Origin of the sequence: Pseudonocardia zijingensis (assembly GCF_042657305.1) — a bacterium.
GTDB lineage: Bacteria > Actinomycetota > Actinomycetes > Mycobacteriales > Pseudonocardiaceae > Pseudonocardia > Pseudonocardia zijingensis.
Map to the genome: position 1 here is coordinate 78,460 of NZ_JBHSKO010000014.1, position 20,630 is coordinate 99,089.

Sequence of the window (20,630 nt, forward strand, 5' to 3'; positions counted from 1 at the left end):
CTCGCGGCGTCGGGTTGTGGCCCCGCTGTCACGCCGGGATCGAGAACGCCCGGCCGACTGAAGCGGTGAAGGGATCGCGGCGATGAGCGCCAGCCGTCGTGAAGAGCCTCGCGGGATCAGCACTCCGGCAGACCGCGGTGTGCTGATCCTCAGCGGTTCACTGCTGCTCGGGGGCCTCGTGGTGAACGCGGTCCAGAGAACGCTCCTGCACCCGACCGGGGAGGAGGACGATCACAGGGCGATCTTCTCCGAGTACGCGGCGAGTGACGTCTGGGTCGCCACTCACCTCGCGGAGTACGTGCTCGTGCTCGTCGCCATCGCCGGCTTGCTGGTGATCTGCCGCGGCCTGCGACCGGAGACGCCCTACCTCGCGCTGCTGGCCGCCGGCGCACTCGTCGCGAGCGGCGCGGTGTGGACCGCTCTCCAAGCGGTGGACGGCGTCACGCTCAAGCAGGCGGTGGACGCTTGGGCGGCCGCGTCGGGGGCCGACAAGGCAACTCGCTTCGCCGATGCCGAATCCGTCCGGTGGATCGAGTGGGGCCTGCAAGGCTATTTCCGGGTTCTGCTCGGCCTGGCGTTCCTGCTCCTGGGTGCAGCGCTCGTCGCGAGCCGCCTCGTCCCGAGCTGGCTCGGCGTCCTGCTGGTGGTGGGTGGCCTTCTCTCCCTCGCTATCGGGATCTCGGTCGGCTACCAGGGGCTGGAGAGCGGATTCCAGGATGCTGTGGGGATCGCCCTCCAGGTCGTCGTCCTCGTCTTCGGCGCAGGCCTGCTCGTCGTCGGGCGCCGGGCCCGGGAGCCACGGGACTAGGTCCCGGCCCCGGCGGTTTCAGCTGCGCAGCAGCGCCGAGTAGTGGGCGGCGAACTCGGTGATCGAGTGCGGTGCGCGGCCGAGCACCTCGTCGACGGTGCGTTCCACCGGGACGACCAGGCGCCCGGTGGCGACCTCGCCGAGCGCGTCGGCGAGGAACTGCCCGTAGGCGCGGGAGAAGCCGCGTGCCTCCAGCAGCGCGATGAACTCCTCGGGTTCCACGGAGGTGTAGCGGATCGCTCGCCCCGCGGCCGCGGCGAGGGCGGCGGCGACCTCGTGGTGGTCGACGGCGGCCGGCCCGGTGATGGGGAGCAGGCCCGTCGGGCCGTCGGGGGCGAGGCACGCCACCCCGACAGCGGCGATGTCGCGGGTGTCGACGAGGGGGATCCGGCCGTCGCCGCACGGGAGCCGCAGCTCGCCCTCGGCGGTCATCGCGGCGAACGAGCCGTGGGTGAAGTTGTCCATGAACCAGGTCGGGCGCAGGACCGCGGCGTGGACGTGCTGGTCGAGCAGTGCGCGTTCGGCGACCCGCAGCGGGTCGTCGTCGGCGGCGTGCGCCGCGTCCCACGACGACAGCAGCACGATCCGGCCGACGCCTGCGGCGCCGGCCGCCTTCAGCACGGCGGGCGTGGCCTCGGCTGCGCCGGGGTGGTTGAACGGGATGAGCACGTATGCGGCGTCGCTTCCGGCGAACGCGGGGGCCCAGCTCGTGGGGTCGTCCCAGTCGAGCGGCACCCAGCGGCCGGGGCCACCGGTGTCGCGCCTGCCGGCGCGGCGTACCTCCCACCCGCGTTCGGCTGCCTGTTCGACGACGTGCCGGCCGGTCTTGCCGCTCGCGCCGGCGACGGTGACGGTGTGCACGGGTCAGTTCCCCTCGTCCTCGAGTCGCGCGTGCAGGCGTTCGAGGCTGCCGCGCCAGTTCTGCTCGACCGCGAGCCCCGCGCGCTCCTGGTCGCCCGCCGCGAACGCCTGGATCACCTGCTCGTGCTCGGACACGGACTGCCGCCCCGCCAGCTGCCCGCCGAAGTAGGCGACCTCGATGCGGTGCAGCCGGACCTTGAGCTGCCCCGTGATCGCGGCGATCTCGGCGTTGCCGGACGCCTCGACGATCCGGCGGTGGAAGTCGTTGTCGGCGTCGCGGGCGCCCACGGCGTCCTCGGCGTCGATGGCGACGGCGAGCCGGTCGTTCGCCTCCCGCAGGCCGTCGACCTGCTCCGCGGTCCACGGTGGGCTCATCGTGGCGGCGAGCCGCTCCAGCGCCCAGACGATCGGGTAGAGGTCGTCGGCGGTGCGGGGGTCGACTCCCGCCACCTTCGTCCACCTGTTGGCCGCCGCCACGACGAAGCCCTCGTCCTCCAGGCGCTTGAGCGCCTCGCGGACGGGGGTGCGGCTGACGCCGAGGGCCTCGGCGATGTCGGCGTCGCGCACCTTGGTCTCGGGCGGGAGGGTGCCGTCGACGATGTGCCGCAGGACGCGTTCGTAGACGGCCTCGCGTAGCAGGGTGCGTCCCGTCCGGGTGTCGAACGGATCGGCCGACAGGAGTTCACGGACGTCCACGGTTTCCATCATCGCTGTTGACGGCTCCAACATACCAGTATATTACTATATCGCTCCCCAGCTGGGACAGCCCTGAGGAGGGCGAGATGCCGCATCCACCGCTTCCCACGGAGATCGAACGGTTCGTCCGGGCGCCCCGCCCCGCGGTCATCGGAACGGTGCGCGCCGACGGCAGCCCGTGGACCACCGCCACCTGGTACGACTGGCGCGACGGCCGGGTGGTGATCAGCATGGTCGCCGGCGCGCCCCGGCACCGGAACCTCCTCGACCGGCCGGCGGTCGCGATGACCGTCCTCGGCGAGGACTGGTACGACCACGTCTCCCTGCGCGGCCGGGTCACCGAGCTGCGCGACGACCCCGAGCTCACCGACCTGGACGCCCTCTCGCGCCGCTACGTCGGCACGCCGTACGGCAAGCGCGAGCTCAGCTGCGTCACCGCGTTCGTCGAGATCGACAGATGGCACACGTGGGGCGACCCCGCGTCGGCCGACAACCGGAGGTGATCGAGATGGGCAGGAAGGGCATGATCGCGGCGGCGTACGCCTGCACCGCACTGCTCGCTGCGGCGGCGTGCGGCGGTGGCTCCGCGCCCGGCAGCCTCACGCTGATGTCGGGCGGCGGGGTCTACCAGGACGCCCTCGACGCCGCGTTCGCGCGGCCGTTCGAGCAGGAGACGGGTGTCGTCGTGCACGACGACCCCACCCTCAACTACGCGAAGATCAAGACGATGGTCGAGGCCGGCAGCGCCAACGTCGACGTGATCCCGGCCGAGGGCTACTGGGCGGCGCAGAACTGCGGCACGCTCCTGGAGCCGATCGACCGCACGGTGGTGGACCTGTCGGGCATCGACCCCGAGTTGATCGAGAGCGAGTGCTCGGCACCGCTCCTGACCTACACCTCGACGATCTACTACAACAACACGCGGTTCCCGGAGGGCACGGGCCCGACCGGCTGCGCGGACTTCTTCGACGTGGCGCGGTTCCCCGGCAAACGGGCGGCGTCGTCGTCGGCGATGCCCAACCCGCTCGTCGAGTGCGCGCTGATCGCCGACGGCGTGCCGCGCGAGCAGCTCTACCCGCTCGACGTCGACCGCGCGTTCCGCAAGATCGAGACGATCAAGCCGGACCTGGTGTTCTGGAACTCCGGCTCGGAGTCGTCGCAGTTCATGCTCGCGGGCGAGGTGGACATGATCCTCGCCTGGAACGGGCGCGCGTACGCCGCGATCGAGGAGCAGAACGCGGCGTTCTCGCCGGCGTACGGTGAAGCGTTCCTGCACTACGACACGATGGTCGTGCCGAAGGGCGTGGCGGATCCCGCGGCGGCGATGCGCTTCGTCGCCTTCACGATGGACCCCGCTCGCCAGGCCAAGCTGACCACGCTGATCCCGTACGAGCCGTCCAAGCCGGGAGCCCCGCTCGTCGACCTCCCGCCCGGTCTGCAGGAGTTCCTGCCCTCCACGAACCCGAAGGTGGCCGAGGGCGTCATCGTGCAGAACCAGCGGTGGTGGGCCGAGAACGGTGAGCAGGTCACCGCGCGCTGGCAACAGACGTTCAACGGCTGATGGCCACCGCCCTGACACTCCCCGGCCCCGGGGCCGCGCGAGGCCTCGGGAGCCGAGCGTGGCTCGCGCTCTACGTGCCCGGTGCCGCCCTGCTGGCGCTCTGCTTCGGCTACCCGCTGCTCAACCTCCTCGGGCTGAGCCTCGCGACGCCCGGCCTCGGCAATTACGTGCAGCTGTGGGACTCGCCGGTGTTCGGCACCGTGCTGCTGCGGACGTTCACGACGTCGGCCGTGGTCTGCACGGTGTGCCTGGTCCTCGGCTACCCGTACGCCTACGCGATGACGGTCGTGTCCCCACGCCTCAGGGACCTGCTGTTGGTGATCGTGCTCGTGCCGCTGTGGACGAGCCTCATGGTGCGCACGTTCTCCTGGCTCGTGCTCCTGCAGGACAACGGGATCGTCAACGCGGGGCTCACGGGGATCGGCGTCGGGCCGCTGCCGCTGATCCGCAACTCCACCGGGGTCACCATCGGGATGGCGCAGGTCATGCTCCCGTTCGCGGTGCTGCCGATGTACGCGATCATGCAGAAGATCGACCGGCGCCTCCTGCAGGCGGCGGCGAGTTGCGGCGCCCGTCCCACGGCGGCGTTCCTGCGGATCTACGTGCCGCTGTCGCTGCCGGGCGTGCTCGTCGGGCTGTCGTTGGTGTTCGTGCTCTCGCTCGGCTTCTTCATCACGCCGCAGATGCTCGGCTCGCCGTCGAACGCGCTGCTCTCGCAGCTGATCTACACGCAGATCACGCAGCTGGGCGACGGCGGCACGGGGGCCGCGATGGGATTCGTCCTGCTGCTCACCACGCTGCTCGTGCTCGCGGCGATGGTGGGGCTGCGCCGCGTCGCGGCGAGGAGCGCGCGGTGATCGCGCGCAGGCTGCTCCTCGCCGGGTGCGTGCTGATCGGCGCGTGGCTGGTGGTGCCGACGCTCGTGGCCGTGCCGGTCGGCTTCTCGGGCACCCGGGCCTTCGTGCTGCCGCCACAGGGGTGGTCGCTGCAGTGGTACGAGAACCTGTTCACCGACCGGCGCTGGTGGGACGCCACCCGCAACTCGCTCGTGATCGCGCTGCTCACCACCGTCGTGGCCACGGTCACCGGCACCTTCACCGCGCTCGCGCTCGACCGCTCGGAGTTCCCCGGCAAAGGGGTGGTCGTCGCGCTGCTGTTCTCGCCGGCGATCGTGCCGGTGATCCTGCTCGCAATCGGCCTGTTCTACCTGTTCCTGCGGCTGCGGCTGGCGGGGACGATCGGTGGGCTGGTGCTCGCCCACTCGGTGATCGGCATGCCGATCGTCGTGCGGACGGTCACGGCGAGCCTCGGCGAGCGCGACCGGCGCATCGAGCAGGCCGCCGCGGGGCTGGGCGCCGGCCCCGTCGCGGTGTTCCGGGACGTCACGCTTCCGCTCGTGGCGCCGGGGGTGTTCGCGGGTGCGGTGTTCGCGTTCCTCGGGTCGTTCGACGAGGTCGTGCTCTCGGTGTTCCTCACCTCGCCGCAGACGCAGACCCTGCCGGTGCTCATGTTCAACGCGGTCACGCGCGAGGTCGACCCGACGATCGCAGCAGCGTCCACCGTCGTGCTGGTGTTCACGACGCTACTGATCCTGATCGGGATGCGTCTGGGGCGGAAAGGGCTGGTCAGCCGTGTCATCTGAAGGTCTGCGACTCACCCTCGCAGCGGTGTCGAAGGACTACGGCGCCGGCGCTCCCGCGGTCGCCGACGTGAGCCTGGACGTGGCGCCGGGGGAGTTCATGACGTTCCTCGGGCCGTCGGGCTCGGGCAAGACCACCACGCTGAACATGATCGCCGGGTTCGTCGCGCCCACCGCGGGCGCGATCCGTCTCGGCGACCAGGACGTGTCCGCGATGCCGCCGCACCGCCGTGGCATCGGCATGGTCTTCCAGCACTACGCCCTGTTCCCGCACATGACCGTGGCGCAGAACATCGCCTATCCGCTGCGGCAGCGAGGGGTTGCCGCAGCGGAGCGCGAGCGCCGGGTCGCGGAGGCGCTGGAGATGGTGGGTCTCGACGGGTACGGAGATCGGCGGCCTGCCCAGCTGTCCGGCGGCCAGCAGCAGCGGGTGGCGCTGGCGAGGGCGCTGGTGTTCCGGCCGCCCCTGCTGCTCATGGACGAGCCGCTCGGGGCGCTCGACCGGCGGCTGCGGGAGAAGTTGCAGACCGAGATCCGGCGGATCCACCACGAGCTCGGGGTCACGCTCGTCTACGTCACCCACGACCAGGACGAGGCGCTGATGCTGTCCGACCGGATCGCGGTCTTCGCCGACGGCCGGGTCGTGCAGGTCGGCACGCCAGACGAGCTGTACGAGCGTCCGGCGAGCCGGTTCGTCGCGGAGTTCCTCGGCGACTCGAACGTGTTCACGGGCGAACTGGGAGCCGGGGTGCTGCGGCTTCCCGACGGGTCGGCGCTGCGCATGCCCACCAACGGGCGGTCGGCGGGACGGGCGACGGTGGTGGTGCGCCCGGAACGCATGCGGCTCGTGACCGACCCGGCCTCCCCGACCGGGCACAACGGGCTGCCGGGGCAGGTCGTGGACGTTCATTACCTCGGAACGGCACGGAAGGTGGAGGTGCGGGTGGGGGAGCGCAGCGTGCTCGTGCACGAGCCGGTCGGGGCGGCGACGGGCGCCGCGCCGGGGGACCGGGTGGTCGTGTCGTGGTCGGCGGCCGACTGCGTGCTCGTCGAGGGAGCGGGATGACCCGCATCCTGCACCGGGATCGGCGGGATCGGCCGGCGCTCACCCCGCCACGCGGCGAGGCCGTCGAGCTGCACAGGACCATCCCGGGGTACCGGCCGTCGCCACTGGTCGGGTTGCCGGCGCTGGCGGAGCGGATCGGAGCCGCGCGCGTCGACGTCAAGGTGGAGAGCGACCGGTACGGCCTGCCCTCCTTCAAGATCATGGGGGCGTCCTGGGCGGCGGTCGAGGCGTTGCGCCCCTGGCTCCCCCCGGCCTGGCGGCCCGGGGACGGGCTCGACGCGCTCGCGGGCAAGCTGCCGTCGCTGACGCTGGTGGCCGCCACCGACGGCAACCACGGCCGGGCGCTCGCCCGGGTCGGGGCCCTGCTCGGTCTCGGCGCCCGGATCCTCGTGCCGTCCGCACTGAGCGCGCAGCGGATCGCGGACATCGAGGCCGAAGGCGCCGAGGTCGTCGTGGTCGACGGCACCTACGACGACGCGGTCGCGGCGTCGGCGGCCGGGAAGGACGGCGACGTCCTGGTCTCGGACACGTCGTGGCCCGGCTACGAGCGGGTGCCCGGCGCGGTCATCGACGGGTACGCGACGATCCTCGCCGAGACCGCCGAGCAGCTCGTCCGCCCACCGGACCTGGTGATCGTCCAGCTCGGGGTGGGCGCGTTCGGCGCCGCCGTGCTGAGGCACTTCCGCACCGGTGGCAGGGACCCGGCGGTGGTCGGAGTGGAGCCCACCACGGCGGCGTGCGTGATGGCCTCGCTGGCGGCGGGACGGCTGGTCACCGTGCCCGGCCCGCACGACTCGGTCATGGCTGGGCTCAACTGCGGCACACCGTCGCTCGTCGCATGGCCCGTACTGCAGACCCTCGACGCCGTGCTCGCCCTCGACGACGACGCCGCGCGGCAGGGCGTACGCGTCCTCGGCGAGCACGGCATCGCCGCCGGCGAGTGCTCCGGGGTCGCGGTGGCGGCCGCGGAGGAGTTGCTGACCGGCCCGGACCGCGCCCGCCTCGGCCTCCCGGAGCGGCCGTCCGTCCTGCTGTTCGCCACGGAGGGGATCACCGACGAGGCGGCGCACGCCGCGGCCACGGGACAGGAGCAGAGATGACCGAACTCGCCATCCCCGGTCTCGCCGACGAGCTGAAGGACCGGCACCGGCGCCTGCTCGACGGCCTGCGCGAGGTGGGCGGCGCGTGCCTCGTCGCGATCCGGGACGAGAGCGTCGCGTACCTGACCGGCTACACGACGATGACCTGGAAGATGCACAGCAGGCCGGTCGTCGCCGTGCTCACCGCGGACGCGCGGTTGATCGTGGTCGCGGCCGAGACCGAGGTCGACTCGGCCCGGCTGCGCATCCCCGGCGCCGACGTCCGTTCCTACGTGCTGCTCGAACCGCCGCCCGCGCCGGGCCTGCCCGACGGCCCGATCCAGTTCGCGCCGCACGCCGCGCGGGTGCTGGGCGAGGCGATCGAGGACGCGGGCGACGGGCCGATCGCCGTCGACGGCCTCGACGCCGTCTGGCCGCCCGTCGGGCAGCTCACCCGCCTGATCCCGGGGATCGCCGACCGGCTCGTCGACGCCTCCGCGCTGGTGTGGAAGGCCCGGCTGCGCAAGAGCCCGTGGGAGCTGGACCGGATGCGCACCGCGGCGGCCGTGCTCGACCGCGCCTACGCCGCCGTCGTCGACCGGATCCGGCCGGGCATGACCGAGCGCCAGATCTCGGCACAGTTCTCCATCGCCCAGCTGGAGGCCGGCGCGCACGAGGTCGGCCCGCACGCCGCGGTCGCCCACCCGAACCGAGGGCTCTTCGGCGCACCGACCGACCGCGTCTGGGACGCCGACGAGCTGCTCTACCTCGACGGCGCCGCGATCGTCGACGGCTACTGGTCGGACTACTGCCGCACCTTCGCCGTCCGCCCGCCGCGCCCGGAGGAGAAGGCCGGGTACGCGCGGGTGCGCGCGGGCCTCGAGGCGGCGCTCGCCATCCCGCCGGCCGGCCGCACCGCCGCCGAGATCGGCGCGGCGATGGGTGCCGCGATGAACATCGCGCCCGAGGCGGTCGGCTTCGGCCGGTTCGGCCACGGCATCGGCTTGCACGTCCCCGAGCTGCCGTCCCTGCACGCCGCCGACCCGACGGTGATCGAGCCGGGCTTCGCGCTGTGCATCGAACCCGCGGTGCTGCACGAGGGGATCAACTTCGTCGCCGAGGAGGAACACGTCGTCACCATCGACGGCTACGAGGCCATCTCGCCTCCCGCTCCCGACGGGATCATCGTGCTGTGACCGCGGACGTGGATCTGCCGGCCGAGGTCGCGCGGGTCGAACCCCTTCTCGTCGCGGTGCGCCGCGAGGTGCACGAGCACCCCGAGCTCGCGTTCGAGGAGTTTCGCACCGCGGCGCTCGTCGCCGATCGGTGCGCGGAGCTGGGCCACGAGGTGCGGTCGGGAGTGGGCCGGACCGGCGTTCTCGCCGAGCTGGACAGCGGCCGACCCGGACCGGTCCTGCTCGTCCGGGCCGACATGGACGCGCTGCCCGTGCAGGAGGCCGACGACGACCGGGTGTCCCGCTCCGCGGTTCCCGGTGTGATGCACGCGTGCGGGCACGACGGTCACGTCGCCGTCGCGCTGGGGGTGGTCGAGGTACTCAGCAGGCTGCCGACGGCGTGGTCCGGGCGGGTGCGGATGTGTTTCCAGCCGGCCGAGGAGACCGACGCGGGTGCCGCGGCGATGATCGCCGACGGTGCCCTCGACGGGGTCGACCTGGCGGTCGGGCTGCACCTGCAGTCGGGGATCGCGGCGGACACGGTGGCCGTCGGCGCCGGCGTGCAGTGGGCGGCCGCGGACGAGCTGCGGATCACCGTGCACGGCGTCGGCGGTCACGCCGGGGCGCCGGAGGGCACGGTCGACCCCGTCCAGGTGGGGGCCGAGATCGCGCTGGCGATGCGGGAGATCCGCGGCGAGCCGCCGGTCAGCGTGGTGATCGCGCAGTTCACGGCGGGCACAGCGGCCAACGTCGTACCGTCGGTGGCGCGGCTGCGCGGCACGGCCCGGGCGATGGGTGCCGCGGAGCGCGACGCACTGCTCGCCACGGTCCGCTCGACCTGCGCGGCGATCGCGGCCCGCCACGGCGCGGAGGTCGCCGTGGAGCTCGGCCCGCACGTCCCGGCACTGGTCTGCGACGACGGGGTCACCGAGCAGGTCCGCACGCGGCTGCGGGCGTCGTTCGGCGAGCGGGTCGTCCCGGGACGGCCGACGACGGGCACCGACGACATGGCCCGTTTCCTCGCCGAGGTGCCGGGCTGCTACTTCCGCGTCGGAACCGGCACCGACACCCCGCACCACCACCCGCGGTTCGACCTCGACGAACGCGCGTTGCCGGTGGCGACCCTCGCGCTCACCGAGGCCTGCCTCAGCATTCTCGGTGGCTGACCCCAATCAACTCCACCGAGCGCCCACCTGCCGACGGATGTCGCCGCGGCGGTCGACACCGTGATGACGCTGCCCCACGTCACCACCCGGGTCGACCTCACCCTGGGGTGACCTGCGAGGAGCATGGGGCACGTGCCGACCTACGAACTGCGTCCCGCCGGATGGGTCAGGTCCCCGCTGACCGATCGCAGCGCGGCGCCGAAGCAGGGTGACGAGGGCGCGCCGCCCGCCCGGATCGAGGTCGACCGGGAGTTCGCGGAGGCGATGGCCGGCCTCGAGGTCGGAGCCACCGTGATCGTGCTGACGTGGCTCCACGAGGCGGATCGCGGCGTGCTGTCCGTGTACCCCCGTGACGACGTGACGAGGCCGCTCACGGGCGTCTTCGCGACGCGGTCGCCGGACCGGCCCAACCCGGTGGGCCTGCACGTCGTCACGATCGCCGGCATCGAGGGCACCACCCTCGACGTGCGCGACCTCGAGGCGATCGACGGCACACCGGTGATCGACATCAAGCCGGTGCTCGGCCCGGAGCGCTGATCACGCCGGCGGTCGGGCCTGTGACGGAGGCGACGCAGCGGATCTCGGCGTCGGAGAAGTGGGGTCGTCCGCGCTCGCGCAGCAGGGTGAGGGCGCCCCAGGTCTCGGAGTCGTCGACGAGCACGGCGCGCAGGCCGCGGTGGGCGAGCCGCACGATCTCGCCGCGTGTGCGTTGCGCTGACACGCCGGGTGGGACCACCCTGCCGGGACGGGATTCCCGCCGTCTGTCCACGGGCCCCGAGCCCCTGACGGCCGGGCGTCTACCATCCGCCGCATGATCGTGGAGCCGCTGTGTCCTGGCTGATCTGGGCGGTGGCGGGTGGTGCGATCCTCGTCGCCGGCTTCGGCGTCGCCGCCGTGCCGAAGCTGCGGGCTCGCGCGACCGATCGGGAGGTCGCGTGGTCGACCGCGCGGACGGCGATCGAGAGCGCCACGGTGAGCCGCGACGCCTGCGCCCATCGGTCGGAGGCGGCCGAGGCGGCACTGGCCCGAGCGGGCGCCATCGTCGCCGGTGGTGGCGGCGCCCGCGCGGCGCGGAGCGCGACGAAACATGCGAGGCGGGCCGACCGCCTGTGGCGGGCGGCCGCCGGTGAATAGCCTCCCGATCCGCAGGTCGTCGATCGTCGGGATCGTGCGCGTCGTGCTCGCCGTCGCCGCGGTCGCCTGCGTCGTCTTCTTCGTCGCCGCCCAGGGCCGCGGTGCGCAGGTCACCTACGGCTCCGGTGCCGCGCCGGAGGAGAGCCCGAGCGCTCCGCCGGAGCAGCCGACGGTCGACCTGCCGTCGGCCCCGGAGATGGCCGCGATGCTGGACGAGGAGCCGGTCGTCCGCCTGCCCGGCGCCGTCGCCGCGTGGGACGAGGAGCGGGTGCGGCAGGCCATCGGCGACCGCGACGTCCGGATCATCGCCGCGCCGCCGGGGCTCACGAAGGAGCAGCGCTCGGCGTTCGCGGAGGTCGACTTCGAGGTCCGCCGCGATCTCGAGGACGACGCGGACCTCACCGTCCTCACGATCAGCGGGACGCGGGTGTCCGGCGGCATCTACGAGGTCGCCCCGAGCACCCTCGACGAGTGGCGGGCGCAGTTCGGGCGCAACGACGTGACCGCGCCCATGATCGCCCTGATCAACCAACTGATCGGGTCGGGCGACGAACCGGTCGAGGGCCCGGCGGACGAGCGGCGGGAACCGACCCCCGACGAGCTCGAGGTGGTCGCGGAGCAGCTGCGCGAGTCCGGCCGGTTCACCGCGCCCGGGGCGTCGTTGACCGACGTGCCGGCCGACGCCTCGGCCGAGGCGTTCGGCGGCGTGCCCGCGATGTACGCCGCGTTCCCCGTGCAGCCGGCCGGGGAGCGGGTGCCCGACTACGGGCCCGCGCTCGCGCGGCTGTTCCCCGAGACCGCGATCGTCGTCCTGTACGGCTCGTGGATCGAGTACCACGGCCCGCACGCCGCCGACTTCGCCGAGGTGGCCGCGGCCGGGTACTACGCGCAGTACGGCAGCGTGCTCGCACGGGGGCCGTACCCCCAGGACGACGTGCTGCGCGTGTACCTGCGCCAGGTCGCGAGCGTCCGCTACGCGGGCCTGTTCGACCGGCCGCTGCCCTACACGCCGTTCGACCCGCTCTCCGTCACGCTCCCCGCCCTGCCCTGGATCTTCGCGGGCTGCGCGGCGCTCCTGCTCGCGCTGTCCGCTCGGCCCCTGCTGCGCCGCACGGCGGCGAGACCGCTGGGCACGGCCGGCCGGCTCGGCGAGCTGAGCGCGCTGGCCGTCGAGGTCTCCGGGCTCACCGAGAAGGCGCAGGACCCGGCGTTCGCCCGGGCGATCGTCCACCTGCGGGCCGCGCGCGACGCCATCGCGGGAGGGCTGCCCGACCGGCACGTCCACCGGCTGCTCGACCATGCCGCCGAGGAGCTCGACCGCGTCGGCCGGGCCGTCCCGGTCGACGGGTACCGGCCCGCCGACAACCTCCGGAGGCAGCGGGCGTGAAGCAGATCATGCGTCAGCTGGGGACGGCGTTCGGGCTCGGCGCCGTGGCCTGCGTGCTGCTGGCGGGCTGGGCGGTGTGGACCGCGGGCCTGTTCGACGGACCCGCCGCGCGGACGGTGCGGACGACGTCGGTCTACGCGGCACCGGGGGTCGGGCTCGACACGGCGGCCGCCGAGCGGATCATCGGCAACCGGCGGCTCGTCGTCGTCATGCTCGAGTCCGGGTCCGACCTGGACGCCGCGTGCGACGGGCTGGGCAACGCAGCGGCGGGCACCCTCGCGCTGTTGATGTCCCCCGAGGACGACGAGTTCGACACCTACGGCTGCGGCTTCCTCGACGGCGGGGACGTCGACGACGAGGGCTTCGGCGAACGGGCCGTCGCCGAGACCCGGATCGGCGCGGGCGTCGACGGGTTCTTCGACCGGCCGCTGGACGCGCTGAAGGTCGTCGTCACCAATTACGACCAGCTCGTCGACCTCGGCGTCCTGCCCGACGACGCCCGCACGTTCAGCCCGCCCCTGCCGCGGTACCTGATCGCGGCCGCCGCGATCAGCGCGGTCGTCGTCGGGGCGCTCGCGCTGTACCTCGTGGCGCACCGGGCTGGCCGCCGGGCGGTGGTGCGCAGCGTCCGCCGCGAGGAGACCGGTGACAGCCGGGGACTGCTGAGCGCCGAGATGGCGCTCGTCGCGCGCCAGATCATCGACATCGACGGCCTGCCCGGTCAGAAGCGCGCCGCGCAGCACGCACGCCTCGCAGTCGACTACGCCACTCTGCTCGACGAGATCGCGGCCGCCGACCGCGACGGCTGGACCGACTACGAGCAGTTCACCGACCGGGCCAGGACGCTGTCCGGGCAGCTGCGAGGGCTGAAGTAGGGCGACGTGCTGCCGATGAGCCCGATCGTGGCCACGGGACGGGTCACCCGCGCGGTGCGGCAGCGGCGGCGGCCGCGGCCCGGCCGGCCTGGGAGGCGGCCTCGAGCGCGTCCTTCTTCATCAGGGCGGCGGTCTCCAGGAGCGGCTCCATGGCGGGGTTGACGCCGGCCAGCGTGAGCTCGCGTTCGATCAGGGTGAGGTCGGCGCCCCACACGTCGGCGACGATGCGCCGCAGGTAGGCGGTGTTGTGGTCCCAGCCCTCGCGAGGGGTACCGGGCCCGTACCCGCCGCCGCGGGTGGTGAGCACGATCGCGGGCTTGCCGTCGAGCAGCCGCTCGCCGTTCTCCCCGCCGGCGACGGTCAGGTCGATCCAGGTCTTGACGTGCTGGGAGACGCCCCAGTTGTAGAGCGGCAGGGCCAGGATCGCGGCGTCGGCCCGGCGCAGCTCGTCGGCCAGCGTGCGGGCCAGGGCGATGGCGTCGCGCTGGGCCGGGGTGCGGTGCTCCTCGGGGGTGAACCCGCCGTGGATCGCGGTGGTCCAGGCGTCGGCGGACAGCGGCTCGGCGCCCAGGTGGCGGCGGATGAAGGTGGTGCCGGGGCGGGTGGCGGACCACTCGGCCTCGACGGCGTCGGCGAGCTCGCTGCTGGCCGAGCGGGGGCCCTGGATGCTGGCGTCGATTCGCAGGACGGACATGTGGATGCGATCTCCCATGAGAGGGGGTTGAATGTTCAACTCCAAGGTGCCATGCCAAGGTTGAATGTTCAAGTCACGATAGGATGATCGCCCGTGACCGCTCCCACGCCATGGCTCGACCCGGACGAACAGGCCGCCTGGATGTCGCTGATGGCGATGGTGATGACCCTGCCGCCGGCGGTCGACGCGCAGCTCAAGCGCGATTCGGGCCTGAACTTCTTCGAGTACTCGATCTTGTCGCAGCTGTCGGCGCCCCCGGACCGGGCGCTGCAGATGACCCAGCTGGCCAAGCTGGTCGGCGGCACGCTGTCGCGGCTGTCGCATGCCGCGAGCCGGCTGGAGAAGCAGGGCCTGGTGCGTCGGCGCGTGATCAGCGGGGAGTCGCGGTGGACCGAGCTGGTGCTCACCGACGAGGGCATGTCGGTGCTGGCCGCCGCGGCGCCCGGTCACGTCCGGGAGGCGCGGCGGCTGGTGTTCGACCGGCTCACCCGTGAGCAGGTCGCCCAGCTGCGGGCCATCGCGGGGGCGCTGACCGAGGCGGCGTCGCCGGAGGTCGCGGCCACGCTCGAGGGGGCGATCAAGGAGGCTGACGCCGCGCGTCCCGACGAACCGGCCTCGTGAGGAGAGGGTGGGGAACGGTGCGTGAACCCGTCGGCCGGAGCGGAGTGGGAGTGGGATGCCGAAGAAGGTCGATCACGAGCTGCAGCGGCGCCGGATCGCGGAGGCGCTCTGGCGGCTCGTGGGCCGTGGTGGGCTCGAAGCGGTCAGCATGCGCGACGTCGCCGCGGAGGCCGGGCTCAGCTCGGCGCAGCACTACTTCGCCAACAAGGACGAGATGCTGCGGTTCGCGCTGGTGTACCTCGTGGAGCGCTCCACCCGGCGCATCCACCAGCGCATCGCCGACTCACCCGAGCGCGTGCCCCCGCGGACCGTCCTGAAGGACGTCATCGCCGATCTCCTGTTCTCCGAGGAGCAGTACCGCGACCAGGCGCGGGTGTGGGCCGGATACCTGGCGAAGGCCACGGTCGAGCCGAAGCTGGCGGAGTTCTACCAGACGGTTTACGCCGAGCTGGGCGACGTCGTCGCCGGCCTGTTCCGCGCTGCCCGGGATACGGGGGGCGCGCCCGCCGACCTGGATCCGGACCGTGCCGCCGTCAGCCTGCTCGCCCTCGCCGACGGCCTGACCCTGCACGTCCTCATCGGGCTGCGCACGCACGAGACGGCGCTGGCCGCCCTCACCGACCACCTCGACGCGCTGCTGCGGACGTCCGACGACGGCTGAGATCGATGGCCGAAAATGGTGGGGCACGCGTACGCCAAGATCCGGGCCTGATCCCCCGACCGACTCTCGGCCGGTCGCCGATCGGAGCCGCTTCGGCCGATCCACCACCGAGCCCGCGGGTCCCACCCGCGGGGGAGGCGACCGGCCTCCGCGGGGGATCCGGGCGGCGGGCGGGGCGGCGAGGGTCGGGGCATGTCGACGTTCCGACCCGATCTCGTGCCGACGTGGGCCAGGGTTGCCGCCTGGGCGGTGCCGCTGACGGTCCTGCCCTCCGCCGTCTGGCGGGTGGTCGACTGGGCGAACGGCCTGGCCCGCGGCGGGCACGTGTGCGCCACGCCGGGCGAGCCGGTGTGGGAGCTGGTGTACGTCCCGTCGCTGTCCGTGGTGTCGCTCGGGCTCGCCCTGCTGACGACGGGCCTGGTGCAGGAATGGGGTGAGGTGCTCCCGCGGTGGCTGCCGGTGGTCGGTGGGCGCCTGGTGCCCGCCCGGCTCGCCGTGGGCGCCGCGACGACGGGGGCGCTGCTCGTGACAGCGTTCCTGGTGCGGGGTGTCATCGGCGGCGAGCCGCGCCACCCGCTGCCGCCCGGCTGCACCCCACCCGGCTGGGACGTGCTCGTGTTCTACCTGCCGATGGTGCTGTGGCCGCCCCTGCTGCTCGCGGTCACCTGGCACTACCACCTACGCAGGCGCGCCGCGGAGCACGCAGATCGACCGGTAGCCGGATCGGCTCGACGGTCGGAAGGTTGATCCTCCGGCCGGTCTCGCCGTGGCGCTGGTCGACGAGGCGGAGCTGGCGGCGCACCGCCGCACCCGGTTCATGGTGGCGTACTGATCGGTGCTCGCCTCCTCGGGCAGCCCGTCACGCGTAGTCGGGCACCTGCACCGTCGCGCCGTCGGCGAGCGCGGAGGCGTGCGCGCAGATCCCGGGTGCCGTCCACGCGGCCGCGCGCCGGGCGTCGACGAGCGGCGCCCGCCCGTCCACGACGCTGCGCACGAACTCGTCCACGAGGAACGGGTGCGAGCCACCGTGGTCCGCGCCCACCTCGACCTCGGCCAGCATTCCCGGCAGCCGCACGGCCGTGGGCCGGACGAACCGCCGCAGCGGCTCCGGCAGCAGCTCGGGGTGGTCGGGTGGGGCGAGCGTGCTCGTCTCGACCCGGTTGCCGCGCCGCCCCGGCGCGGGGCCGGACATGTCGAACACGGTCAGCTCGCCCTCGTTGTCGATCGGCCACTCGACGCCGCGACGGTCGCCGTAGATGGAGAACCCCTCGATGTAGCTGCGGGCGGTCTGGGAGAACGACATCTGGATGTCGGCGAGCACGTCGCTGTCGCGCAGCCGGAACAGCCCCATCTCCGTGGGGAACGGGTTGTCGAAACCACCGGTGCGGCGGGTCTCGGCGAGCCGCCCCGCGCCCTGGCACCGGACGCTCGCGACGGTCGTGTCGAGCAGCGAGAGGATCGGCGACAGCGCGTGCGTCACGTAGTGCATCGGCGGGAAGCCCTGCCAGTACGCGGGGAAGCCGTCGAGGTTCTGGATGTGGTAGCCGCGGTAGAGGGTGAGCTCGCCCAGCTCGCCGGCGCGGTGCATCCCGGAGACGGCGAAGTACTCGCGGGCGAAGACCGTGGTCTCCATCATCATGTAGTTGCGGCCGGAGGCCTCCTGGGCCGCGATGACGCGGTCGAGGTCCTCCAGCGTGGTGGCCATCGGCACGGCGCAGGCCACGTGCTTGCCCGCCTCCAGCGCGGCGACCGAGAGGTCGGCGTGCGTGTGCACCGGCGCGAAGACGTGCACCGCGTCGATGCCCGGGTCGGCGAGCGCGTCGGCGACGTCGCCGTACCCCGCCGACAGCCGGTACCGCTCGGCCAGCGCGGCACGGCGCTCGCGGTCGGGCTCGACCAGCACGACCCTCGCCACGTCGGGGTGGCTGAGGTAGATCGGCACGAACTCGGCGCCGAAGCCCAACCCGGCGACGGCGACGACGAGGCCGGCGCCACCGCTCACGAGAAGGCCACCTGCTCCTCCTCGCCGGTCAGGAACACCACGCCGCCGGTGACGAAGTTGTCGAGGTCCGCGCTCGCGGCGACGCCCTCCGGCGAGGCGAGCGCCGCGTCCATGGCCGCCTTGTCCTCGGCGTAGAGCTCCGCGACGAGGATCCAGTCGGGGTTCCCGTCGGTCCACTGCAGGTTCCAGCCGGTGAGCCCCTGCATCTTCCGGGCCAGCGGGACGTGCGTCTCCGTGTAGTAGCGGCGGAACGCCTCGGGGTCGGTCGGCGTGCCGTAGAGGATGGTCATCCGGTACACGTCAGCTCGCCTCCGTCGGGGTGGTGGTCGTGCTCGGCAGCTCGATCTGCAGGTAGGAGCGCATGTGGTCGACCATCGCGACCTCTGTGGGCAGCCGTTCCATGCTGGAGGCGCCGAGGAAGCCCTGCACACCGGGCACGTCCCGGATCACCTCGGCCGCCTCGGTGGGGGAGTGGATCGGCCCGCCGTGGCACACGACGAGCACGTCGGGGTTCTTCGCCCGCGCGGCGGCGGCGAGCTCGGCGACCTTCTCCTTCGCCTCCGCGAGCGAGAGCGCCGTCCGCGCCCCGATCATCCCGGACGTCGTGAGGCCCATGTGCGGCACGACGACGTCCGCGCCGGCCTCGGCCATGGCCGCCGCCTCGTCGGGGTTGGCCACGTAGGTGCAGGTGAACAGGTCCAGCGCGTGCGCGGCGGCGATCATGTCCACCTCCTTGTCGAAGCCGAGGCCGGTCTCCTCGAGGTTGGCGCGGATGATCCCGTCGAACAGGCAGACGGTCGGGTAGTTCTGCACGCCGGAGAACCCCGCCTCGGCGACCGTGCGCAGGAACTGCGGCATCAGCCGGAACGGGTCGGTGCCGCAGACCCCGGCGAGCACCGGCAGGTCGCGCACCACCGGCAGTACCTCGGTGCCCATCTCCATCACGATCGCGTTGGCGTCGCCGTAGGGCATGAGGCCCGCCATCGAGCTGCGCCCCGCCATCCGGAAGCGGCCCGAGTTGTAGATGACGACGAAGTCGAGGCCCGCCGCCTCGGCGCACTTCGCCGACAGGCCGGTGCCTGCGCCGCCGCCGATGATCGGCCGCCCCTGCGCCACCTTCGCGCGCAGGCGGTCGACGAGCTCGGATCGGGTGGACATGGAAGATCACGTGCCTTTCGTGCTGAGGATGGCCCGGTCCACCGCCGCGCCGATGTGGCGGGCGAAGGCCGGGTCGTTCACGGCGAGGTCGTGGACGTGCAGGGGGATGCGCGGGTCGAGCGCCGCCTGCAATGCGTCGATCAGCGCGGCGTCGGCCTCGGGGTCGTGGAACGGCCCGCCCGGCGCGGAGATCTGGGAGAAGCCCCGCCGCGGCACGTGGACCTCGACGAACGCGCGGGCCCCCGCGAGCTTGCGCGCGATGATCCGGCCCAGCTCCGCGTTCTCGGCGGGGGAGGTGCGCATGAGCGTGACCGACGGGTTGTGGGCGAGCAGGTGCCGCCCGGCGTGCTCGGCGGGCACGGTGTCACGCGGGCCGAAGTTGACCATGTCCAGGGCGCCGACGCTCACCACCTGCGGCACGCCGTGCGCCGTGGCCGCCTCCAGCCGGTGCGGTCCCGCCGTGCAGACGCCGCCGACCAGCTCGTCGGCGAGCTCGGTGGTGGTGACGTCGGCGACGGCGGCGAACAGCCCCGAGGCGATCAGGGACTCGAAGGTGCGCCCGCCGGTGCCGGTGCAGTGGAAGACCTGCACCTCGGCGTTCGCCCCCAGGTGCTCGCCGACGGCCTGCACGCACGCGGTGGTGACGCCGAACATCGTGGCGCCCACGACGGGGCGGTCGGCTGCGACGGGGACCGGTGGTCCGGTGACCATCCCGACGACGGCGTCGGCCGCCCTGGCCAGCACGGGGGTGCTCACCGAGTTGAGCCCGGCGATGTCGACGACCGGGTAGATCATCGTGAGATCGCTGGTGCCGACGTACGGGCGGGTGTCGCCGGCGACCACCGTCGACACGAGCACCTTCGGCACGCCGAGCGGCAGCACCGGGGCCACCTCGCTCATCACGAAGCCTGCGTTCGACCCGCCGAGCACGACGACGGCGGCCACCCGGCCCGCCCGGTGCAGCTCGCGCACCACGGCGGCGGCGCCGCGGGCCATCGCCGAGACGGCGGCGTTCCGGTCCCCGGCAGCAACCAGCCCGTCGTGCTCGGCGCCCGCCGCTTCCGCCACAGCACGCCGGTCGACGTCGGCGGCGAGCCCCGGCTCGCCCAGCACGGACGTGTCGACCAGCAGGCAGGGCACCCCCGCCGCCGTGATCCGGTCGCGGACGAACCCGTACTCGGCGTGCTTCGTGTCGAGCGCGCCGACGAGCACGACGTTCACTTGACCGCACCCAACGACAACCCGCTGATCAGCCGCTTCTGGGAGACCGCGAACACCACCACGAGCGGCAGCGAGGTGAGCACCGCGAGCGCCATCAGCCCGTTCCAGTTGGCGGCGTAGGTGGTGTTCTGCGACGCGAGCAGGCCGCTGACCGGCGGCACCACGCCGGGCGGCAGCAGGTTGATCGCGTAGACGAACTCGCCCCACGCGTTGATGAAGACGACGCTGGCGACGGTGAACACGCCGTTGCGCATCATCGGCACGGTGATCGAGCGGAACGACCGCCACGGCCCGGCCCCGTCGATCACGGCGGCTTCGTACAGCGCCCGCGGGACGTCCTGCGCGTACGGCCGCAGCAGCATGATCGCGAACGGCAGCATGACCGCGACGTCGGCGAGGATCAGGCCGGGGAGCGTGTTGAGGATCCCCCACTGCGCCAGCACGCTGAACAGCGGGATCACCGTCATCGGCTGCGGGATCATCTGCAGGACGAGCAGCCCGGCGAGCGCGACCGCGATCACCCGCGCCGCGCCGCCGCTGAGGCGCTCCGCCGCCGCGAACGCCGCCGGCACCCCGAGCGCCACGACCACGACCGTGACGACCACGCTGATCTGCACCGAGGTGACGATCGCCGCCGCGCCCTCGCCGACCACCTCGCGGTAGGTGTCGAGGGTGGGGGCGAACACGACCCCGTTCGGGTCCGTGAGCACCTGCGTGGTGCTCTTGAACGACGTCACCACGATCCAGGCGAGCGGCACGGCGTACGCCAGCGCGAGCAGGGCCTTGACGACGGCGAACAGCGCCCGGGTGGGAGCGGTGATCATCC

The 20,630-nt window shown here is 73.1% G+C and carries 25 protein-coding genes; 16 read left to right on the plus strand and 9 right to left on the minus strand.

The window, feature by feature from the left end; all coding sequences use genetic code 11:
- Positions 1-82: 82 nt before the first annotated feature.
- Positions 83-808, plus strand: coding sequence for a DUF4386 family protein (locus tag ACFPL3_RS24955; protein WP_343944237.1), 726 nt, complete (start codon positions 83-85; stop codon positions 806-808).
- Positions 809-826: 18 nt separating this feature from the next.
- On the opposite strand, the gene ACFPL3_RS24960 is transcribed toward ACFPL3_RS24955, so the two are convergent.
- Positions 827-1,669, minus strand: a complete 843-nt coding sequence (locus tag ACFPL3_RS24960) for an SDR family oxidoreductase (RefSeq protein ID WP_343944238.1) — start codon at positions 1,667-1,669, stop codon at positions 827-829.
- Between the two features lie 3 nt (positions 1,670-1,672).
- The gene (locus ACFPL3_RS24965) at positions 1,673-2,365 is read right to left on the minus strand and encodes a GntR family transcriptional regulator (protein ID WP_343944239.1); all 693 of its coding nucleotides are present in this window, start codon (positions 2,363-2,365) and stop codon (positions 1,673-1,675) included.
- Positions 2,366-2,451: 86 nt separating this feature from the next.
- Here ACFPL3_RS24965 and ACFPL3_RS24970 point away from each other — a divergent pair, with 86 nt between their 5' ends.
- From ACFPL3_RS24970 to tsaA, 9 genes are all read left to right on the plus strand, one after another.
- Entirely contained in the window at positions 2,452-2,868 is a 417-nt protein-coding gene (locus tag ACFPL3_RS24970; RefSeq protein WP_343944240.1) for a pyridoxamine 5'-phosphate oxidase family protein, read from the plus strand.
- 5 nt (positions 2,869-2,873) lie between these two features.
- Positions 2,874-3,926, plus strand: coding sequence for an ABC transporter substrate-binding protein (locus ACFPL3_RS24975; RefSeq protein ID WP_343944241.1), 1,053 nt, complete (start codon positions 2,874-2,876; stop codon positions 3,924-3,926).
- Positions 3,926-4,783 (plus strand): ABC transporter permease, encoded by an 858-nt coding sequence (locus tag ACFPL3_RS24980; RefSeq protein WP_343944242.1) that lies wholly within the window; start codon positions 3,926-3,928, stop codon positions 4,781-4,783. The genes ACFPL3_RS24975 and ACFPL3_RS24980 overlap by 1 nt, the downstream gene beginning before the upstream one ends.
- Positions 4,780-5,568, plus strand: coding sequence for an ABC transporter permease (locus tag ACFPL3_RS24985; protein WP_343944243.1), 789 nt, complete (start codon positions 4,780-4,782; stop codon positions 5,566-5,568). The genes ACFPL3_RS24980 and ACFPL3_RS24985 overlap by 4 nt, the downstream gene beginning before the upstream one ends.
- Before the next feature lie 25 nt (positions 5,569-5,593).
- Entirely contained in the window at positions 5,594-6,631 is a 1,038-nt protein-coding gene (locus tag ACFPL3_RS24990) for an ABC transporter ATP-binding protein (RefSeq protein ID WP_343944244.1), read from the plus strand.
- Positions 6,628-7,731, plus strand: coding sequence for a diaminopropionate ammonia-lyase (locus tag ACFPL3_RS24995; protein WP_343944245.1), 1,104 nt, complete (start codon positions 6,628-6,630; stop codon positions 7,729-7,731). The genes ACFPL3_RS24990 and ACFPL3_RS24995 overlap by 4 nt, the downstream gene beginning before the upstream one ends.
- Entirely contained in the window at positions 7,728-8,906 is a 1,179-nt protein-coding gene (locus ACFPL3_RS25000; protein WP_343944246.1) for a Xaa-Pro peptidase family protein, read from the plus strand. The genes ACFPL3_RS24995 and ACFPL3_RS25000 overlap by 4 nt, the downstream gene beginning before the upstream one ends.
- Positions 8,903-10,051: a M20 metallopeptidase family protein gene (locus tag ACFPL3_RS25005; protein ID WP_343944247.1), complete on the plus strand. Its 1,149-nt coding sequence runs from the start codon at positions 8,903-8,905 to the stop codon at positions 10,049-10,051. The genes ACFPL3_RS25000 and ACFPL3_RS25005 overlap by 4 nt, the downstream gene beginning before the upstream one ends.
- Positions 10,052-10,183: 132 nt before the next feature.
- On the plus strand, positions 10,184-10,588 hold the full coding sequence (gene tsaA, locus ACFPL3_RS25010; protein WP_343944248.1) for a tRNA (N6-threonylcarbamoyladenosine(37)-N6)-methyltransferase TrmO: 405 nt from the start codon (positions 10,184-10,186) through the stop codon (positions 10,586-10,588).
- Here the strand turns inward: tsaA and ACFPL3_RS25015 are convergent.
- The gene (locus ACFPL3_RS25015) at positions 10,560-10,772 is read right to left on the minus strand and encodes a hypothetical protein (RefSeq protein WP_343944249.1); all 213 of its coding nucleotides are present in this window, start codon (positions 10,770-10,772) and stop codon (positions 10,560-10,562) included. The two genes, tsaA and ACFPL3_RS25015, sit on opposite strands and share 29 nt — an antisense overlap.
- A gap of 107 nt (positions 10,773-10,879) precedes the next feature.
- Here ACFPL3_RS25015 and ACFPL3_RS25020 point away from each other — a divergent pair, with 107 nt between their 5' ends.
- Genes ACFPL3_RS25020 through ACFPL3_RS25030 form a run of 3 tightly spaced genes read left to right on the plus strand, consistent with a single transcriptional unit; the run spans position 10,880 to position 13,447 of the window.
- The gene (locus tag ACFPL3_RS25020; protein ID WP_343944250.1) at positions 10,880-11,185 is read left to right on the plus strand and encodes a DUF6403 family protein; all 306 of its coding nucleotides are present in this window, start codon (positions 10,880-10,882) and stop codon (positions 11,183-11,185) included.
- A gap of 34 nt (positions 11,186-11,219) precedes the next feature.
- The gene (locus tag ACFPL3_RS25025) at positions 11,220-12,572 is read left to right on the plus strand and encodes a hypothetical protein (protein WP_343944251.1); all 1,353 of its coding nucleotides are present in this window, start codon (positions 11,220-11,222) and stop codon (positions 12,570-12,572) included.
- Positions 12,569-13,447 carry a hypothetical protein gene (locus tag ACFPL3_RS25030; RefSeq protein ID WP_343944252.1) on the plus strand — a complete coding sequence of 293 codons (879 nt, stop codon included), beginning with the start codon at positions 12,569-12,571 and terminating at the stop codon, positions 13,445-13,447. The genes ACFPL3_RS25025 and ACFPL3_RS25030 overlap by 4 nt, the downstream gene beginning before the upstream one ends.
- 43 nt (positions 13,448-13,490) lie before the next feature.
- On the opposite strand, the gene ACFPL3_RS25035 is transcribed toward ACFPL3_RS25030, so the two are convergent.
- Positions 13,491-14,141 carry an FMN-dependent NADH-azoreductase gene (locus ACFPL3_RS25035; RefSeq protein WP_343944253.1) on the minus strand — a complete coding sequence of 217 codons (651 nt, stop codon included), beginning with the start codon at positions 14,139-14,141 and terminating at the stop codon, positions 13,491-13,493.
- A 93-nt stretch (positions 14,142-14,234) separates the two neighbouring features.
- On the opposite strand from ACFPL3_RS25035, the gene ACFPL3_RS25040 reads away from it, so the two are divergent.
- From ACFPL3_RS25040 to ACFPL3_RS25050, 3 genes are all read left to right on the plus strand, one after another.
- Positions 14,235-14,762 (plus strand): MarR family winged helix-turn-helix transcriptional regulator, encoded by a 528-nt coding sequence (locus ACFPL3_RS25040; protein ID WP_343944254.1) that lies wholly within the window; start codon positions 14,235-14,237, stop codon positions 14,760-14,762.
- Between the two features lie 55 nt (positions 14,763-14,817).
- On the plus strand, positions 14,818-15,423 hold the full coding sequence (locus tag ACFPL3_RS25045; RefSeq protein WP_343944255.1) for a TetR/AcrR family transcriptional regulator: 606 nt from the start codon (positions 14,818-14,820) through the stop codon (positions 15,421-15,423).
- 192 nt (positions 15,424-15,615) lie between these two features.
- Positions 15,616-16,170, plus strand: a complete 555-nt coding sequence (locus ACFPL3_RS25050) for a hypothetical protein (protein ID WP_343944256.1) — start codon at positions 15,616-15,618, stop codon at positions 16,168-16,170.
- Between the two features lie 112 nt (positions 16,171-16,282).
- Here the strand turns inward: ACFPL3_RS25050 and ACFPL3_RS25055 are convergent, their stop codons facing one another.
- From ACFPL3_RS25055 to ACFPL3_RS25075, 5 genes are read right to left on the minus strand one after another with little or no spacing between them, the layout of a single operon-like run.
- Positions 16,283-17,425, minus strand: coding sequence for a Gfo/Idh/MocA family protein (locus ACFPL3_RS25055; RefSeq protein ID WP_343944257.1), 1,143 nt, complete (start codon positions 17,423-17,425; stop codon positions 16,283-16,285).
- A complete protein-coding gene (locus ACFPL3_RS25060) occupies positions 17,422-17,715 on the minus strand; it encodes an EthD family reductase (protein WP_343944258.1) in 294 nt (97 codons plus the stop codon). Before ACFPL3_RS25060 ends, ACFPL3_RS25055 begins: the two co-directional genes overlap by 4 nt.
- Before the next feature lie 10 nt (positions 17,716-17,725).
- On the minus strand, positions 17,726-18,583 hold the full coding sequence (locus ACFPL3_RS25065) for a phosphoenolpyruvate hydrolase family protein (protein ID WP_343944259.1): 858 nt from the start codon (positions 18,581-18,583) through the stop codon (positions 17,726-17,728).
- A 6-nt stretch (positions 18,584-18,589) separates the two neighbouring features.
- Complete coding sequence (locus tag ACFPL3_RS25070) at positions 18,590-19,804, minus strand: Tm-1-like ATP-binding domain-containing protein (RefSeq protein ID WP_343944260.1); 1,215 nt, start codon at positions 19,802-19,804, stop codon at positions 18,590-18,592.
- Entirely contained in the window at positions 19,801-20,628 is an 828-nt protein-coding gene (locus ACFPL3_RS25075; protein ID WP_343944261.1) for a carbohydrate ABC transporter permease, read from the minus strand. The genes ACFPL3_RS25070 and ACFPL3_RS25075 overlap by 4 nt, the downstream gene beginning before the upstream one ends.
- Positions 20,629-20,630: the final 2 nt, after the last annotated feature.

Coding starts and splice junctions, on each gene's coding strand:
- ACFPL3_RS25060 (WP_343944258.1), bottom strand. CDS start 17,715: ATGACCATCCTCTACGGCACGCCGACCGACCCCGAGGCGTTCCGCCGC.
- ACFPL3_RS25050 (WP_343944256.1), top strand. CDS start 15,616: ATGTCGACGTTCCGACCCGATCTCGTGCCGACGTGGGCCAGGGTTGCC.
- ACFPL3_RS24980 (WP_343944242.1), top strand. CDS start 3,926: ATGGCCACCGCCCTGACACTCCCCGGCCCCGGGGCCGCGCGAGGCCTC.
- ACFPL3_RS25000 (WP_343944246.1), top strand. CDS start 7,728: ATGACCGAACTCGCCATCCCCGGTCTCGCCGACGAGCTGAAGGACCGG.
- ACFPL3_RS24975 (WP_343944241.1), top strand. CDS start 2,874: ATGGGCAGGAAGGGCATGATCGCGGCGGCGTACGCCTGCACCGCACTG.
- ACFPL3_RS25045 (WP_343944255.1), top strand. CDS start 14,818: ATGCCGAAGAAGGTCGATCACGAGCTGCAGCGGCGCCGGATCGCGGAG.
- ACFPL3_RS25075 (WP_343944261.1), bottom strand. CDS start 20,628: ATGATCACCGCTCCCACCCGGGCGCTGTTCGCCGTCGTCAAGGCCCTG.
- ACFPL3_RS25065 (WP_343944259.1), bottom strand. CDS start 18,583: ATGTCCACCCGATCCGAGCTCGTCGACCGCCTGCGCGCGAAGGTGGCG.
- ACFPL3_RS24995 (WP_343944245.1), top strand. CDS start 6,628: ATGACCCGCATCCTGCACCGGGATCGGCGGGATCGGCCGGCGCTCACC.
- ACFPL3_RS24955 (WP_343944237.1), top strand. CDS start 83: ATGAGCGCCAGCCGTCGTGAAGAGCCTCGCGGGATCAGCACTCCGGCA.
- ACFPL3_RS25035 (WP_343944253.1), bottom strand. CDS start 14,141: ATGTCCGTCCTGCGAATCGACGCCAGCATCCAGGGCCCCCGCTCGGCC.
- ACFPL3_RS24970 (WP_343944240.1), top strand. CDS start 2,452: ATGCCGCATCCACCGCTTCCCACGGAGATCGAACGGTTCGTCCGGGCG.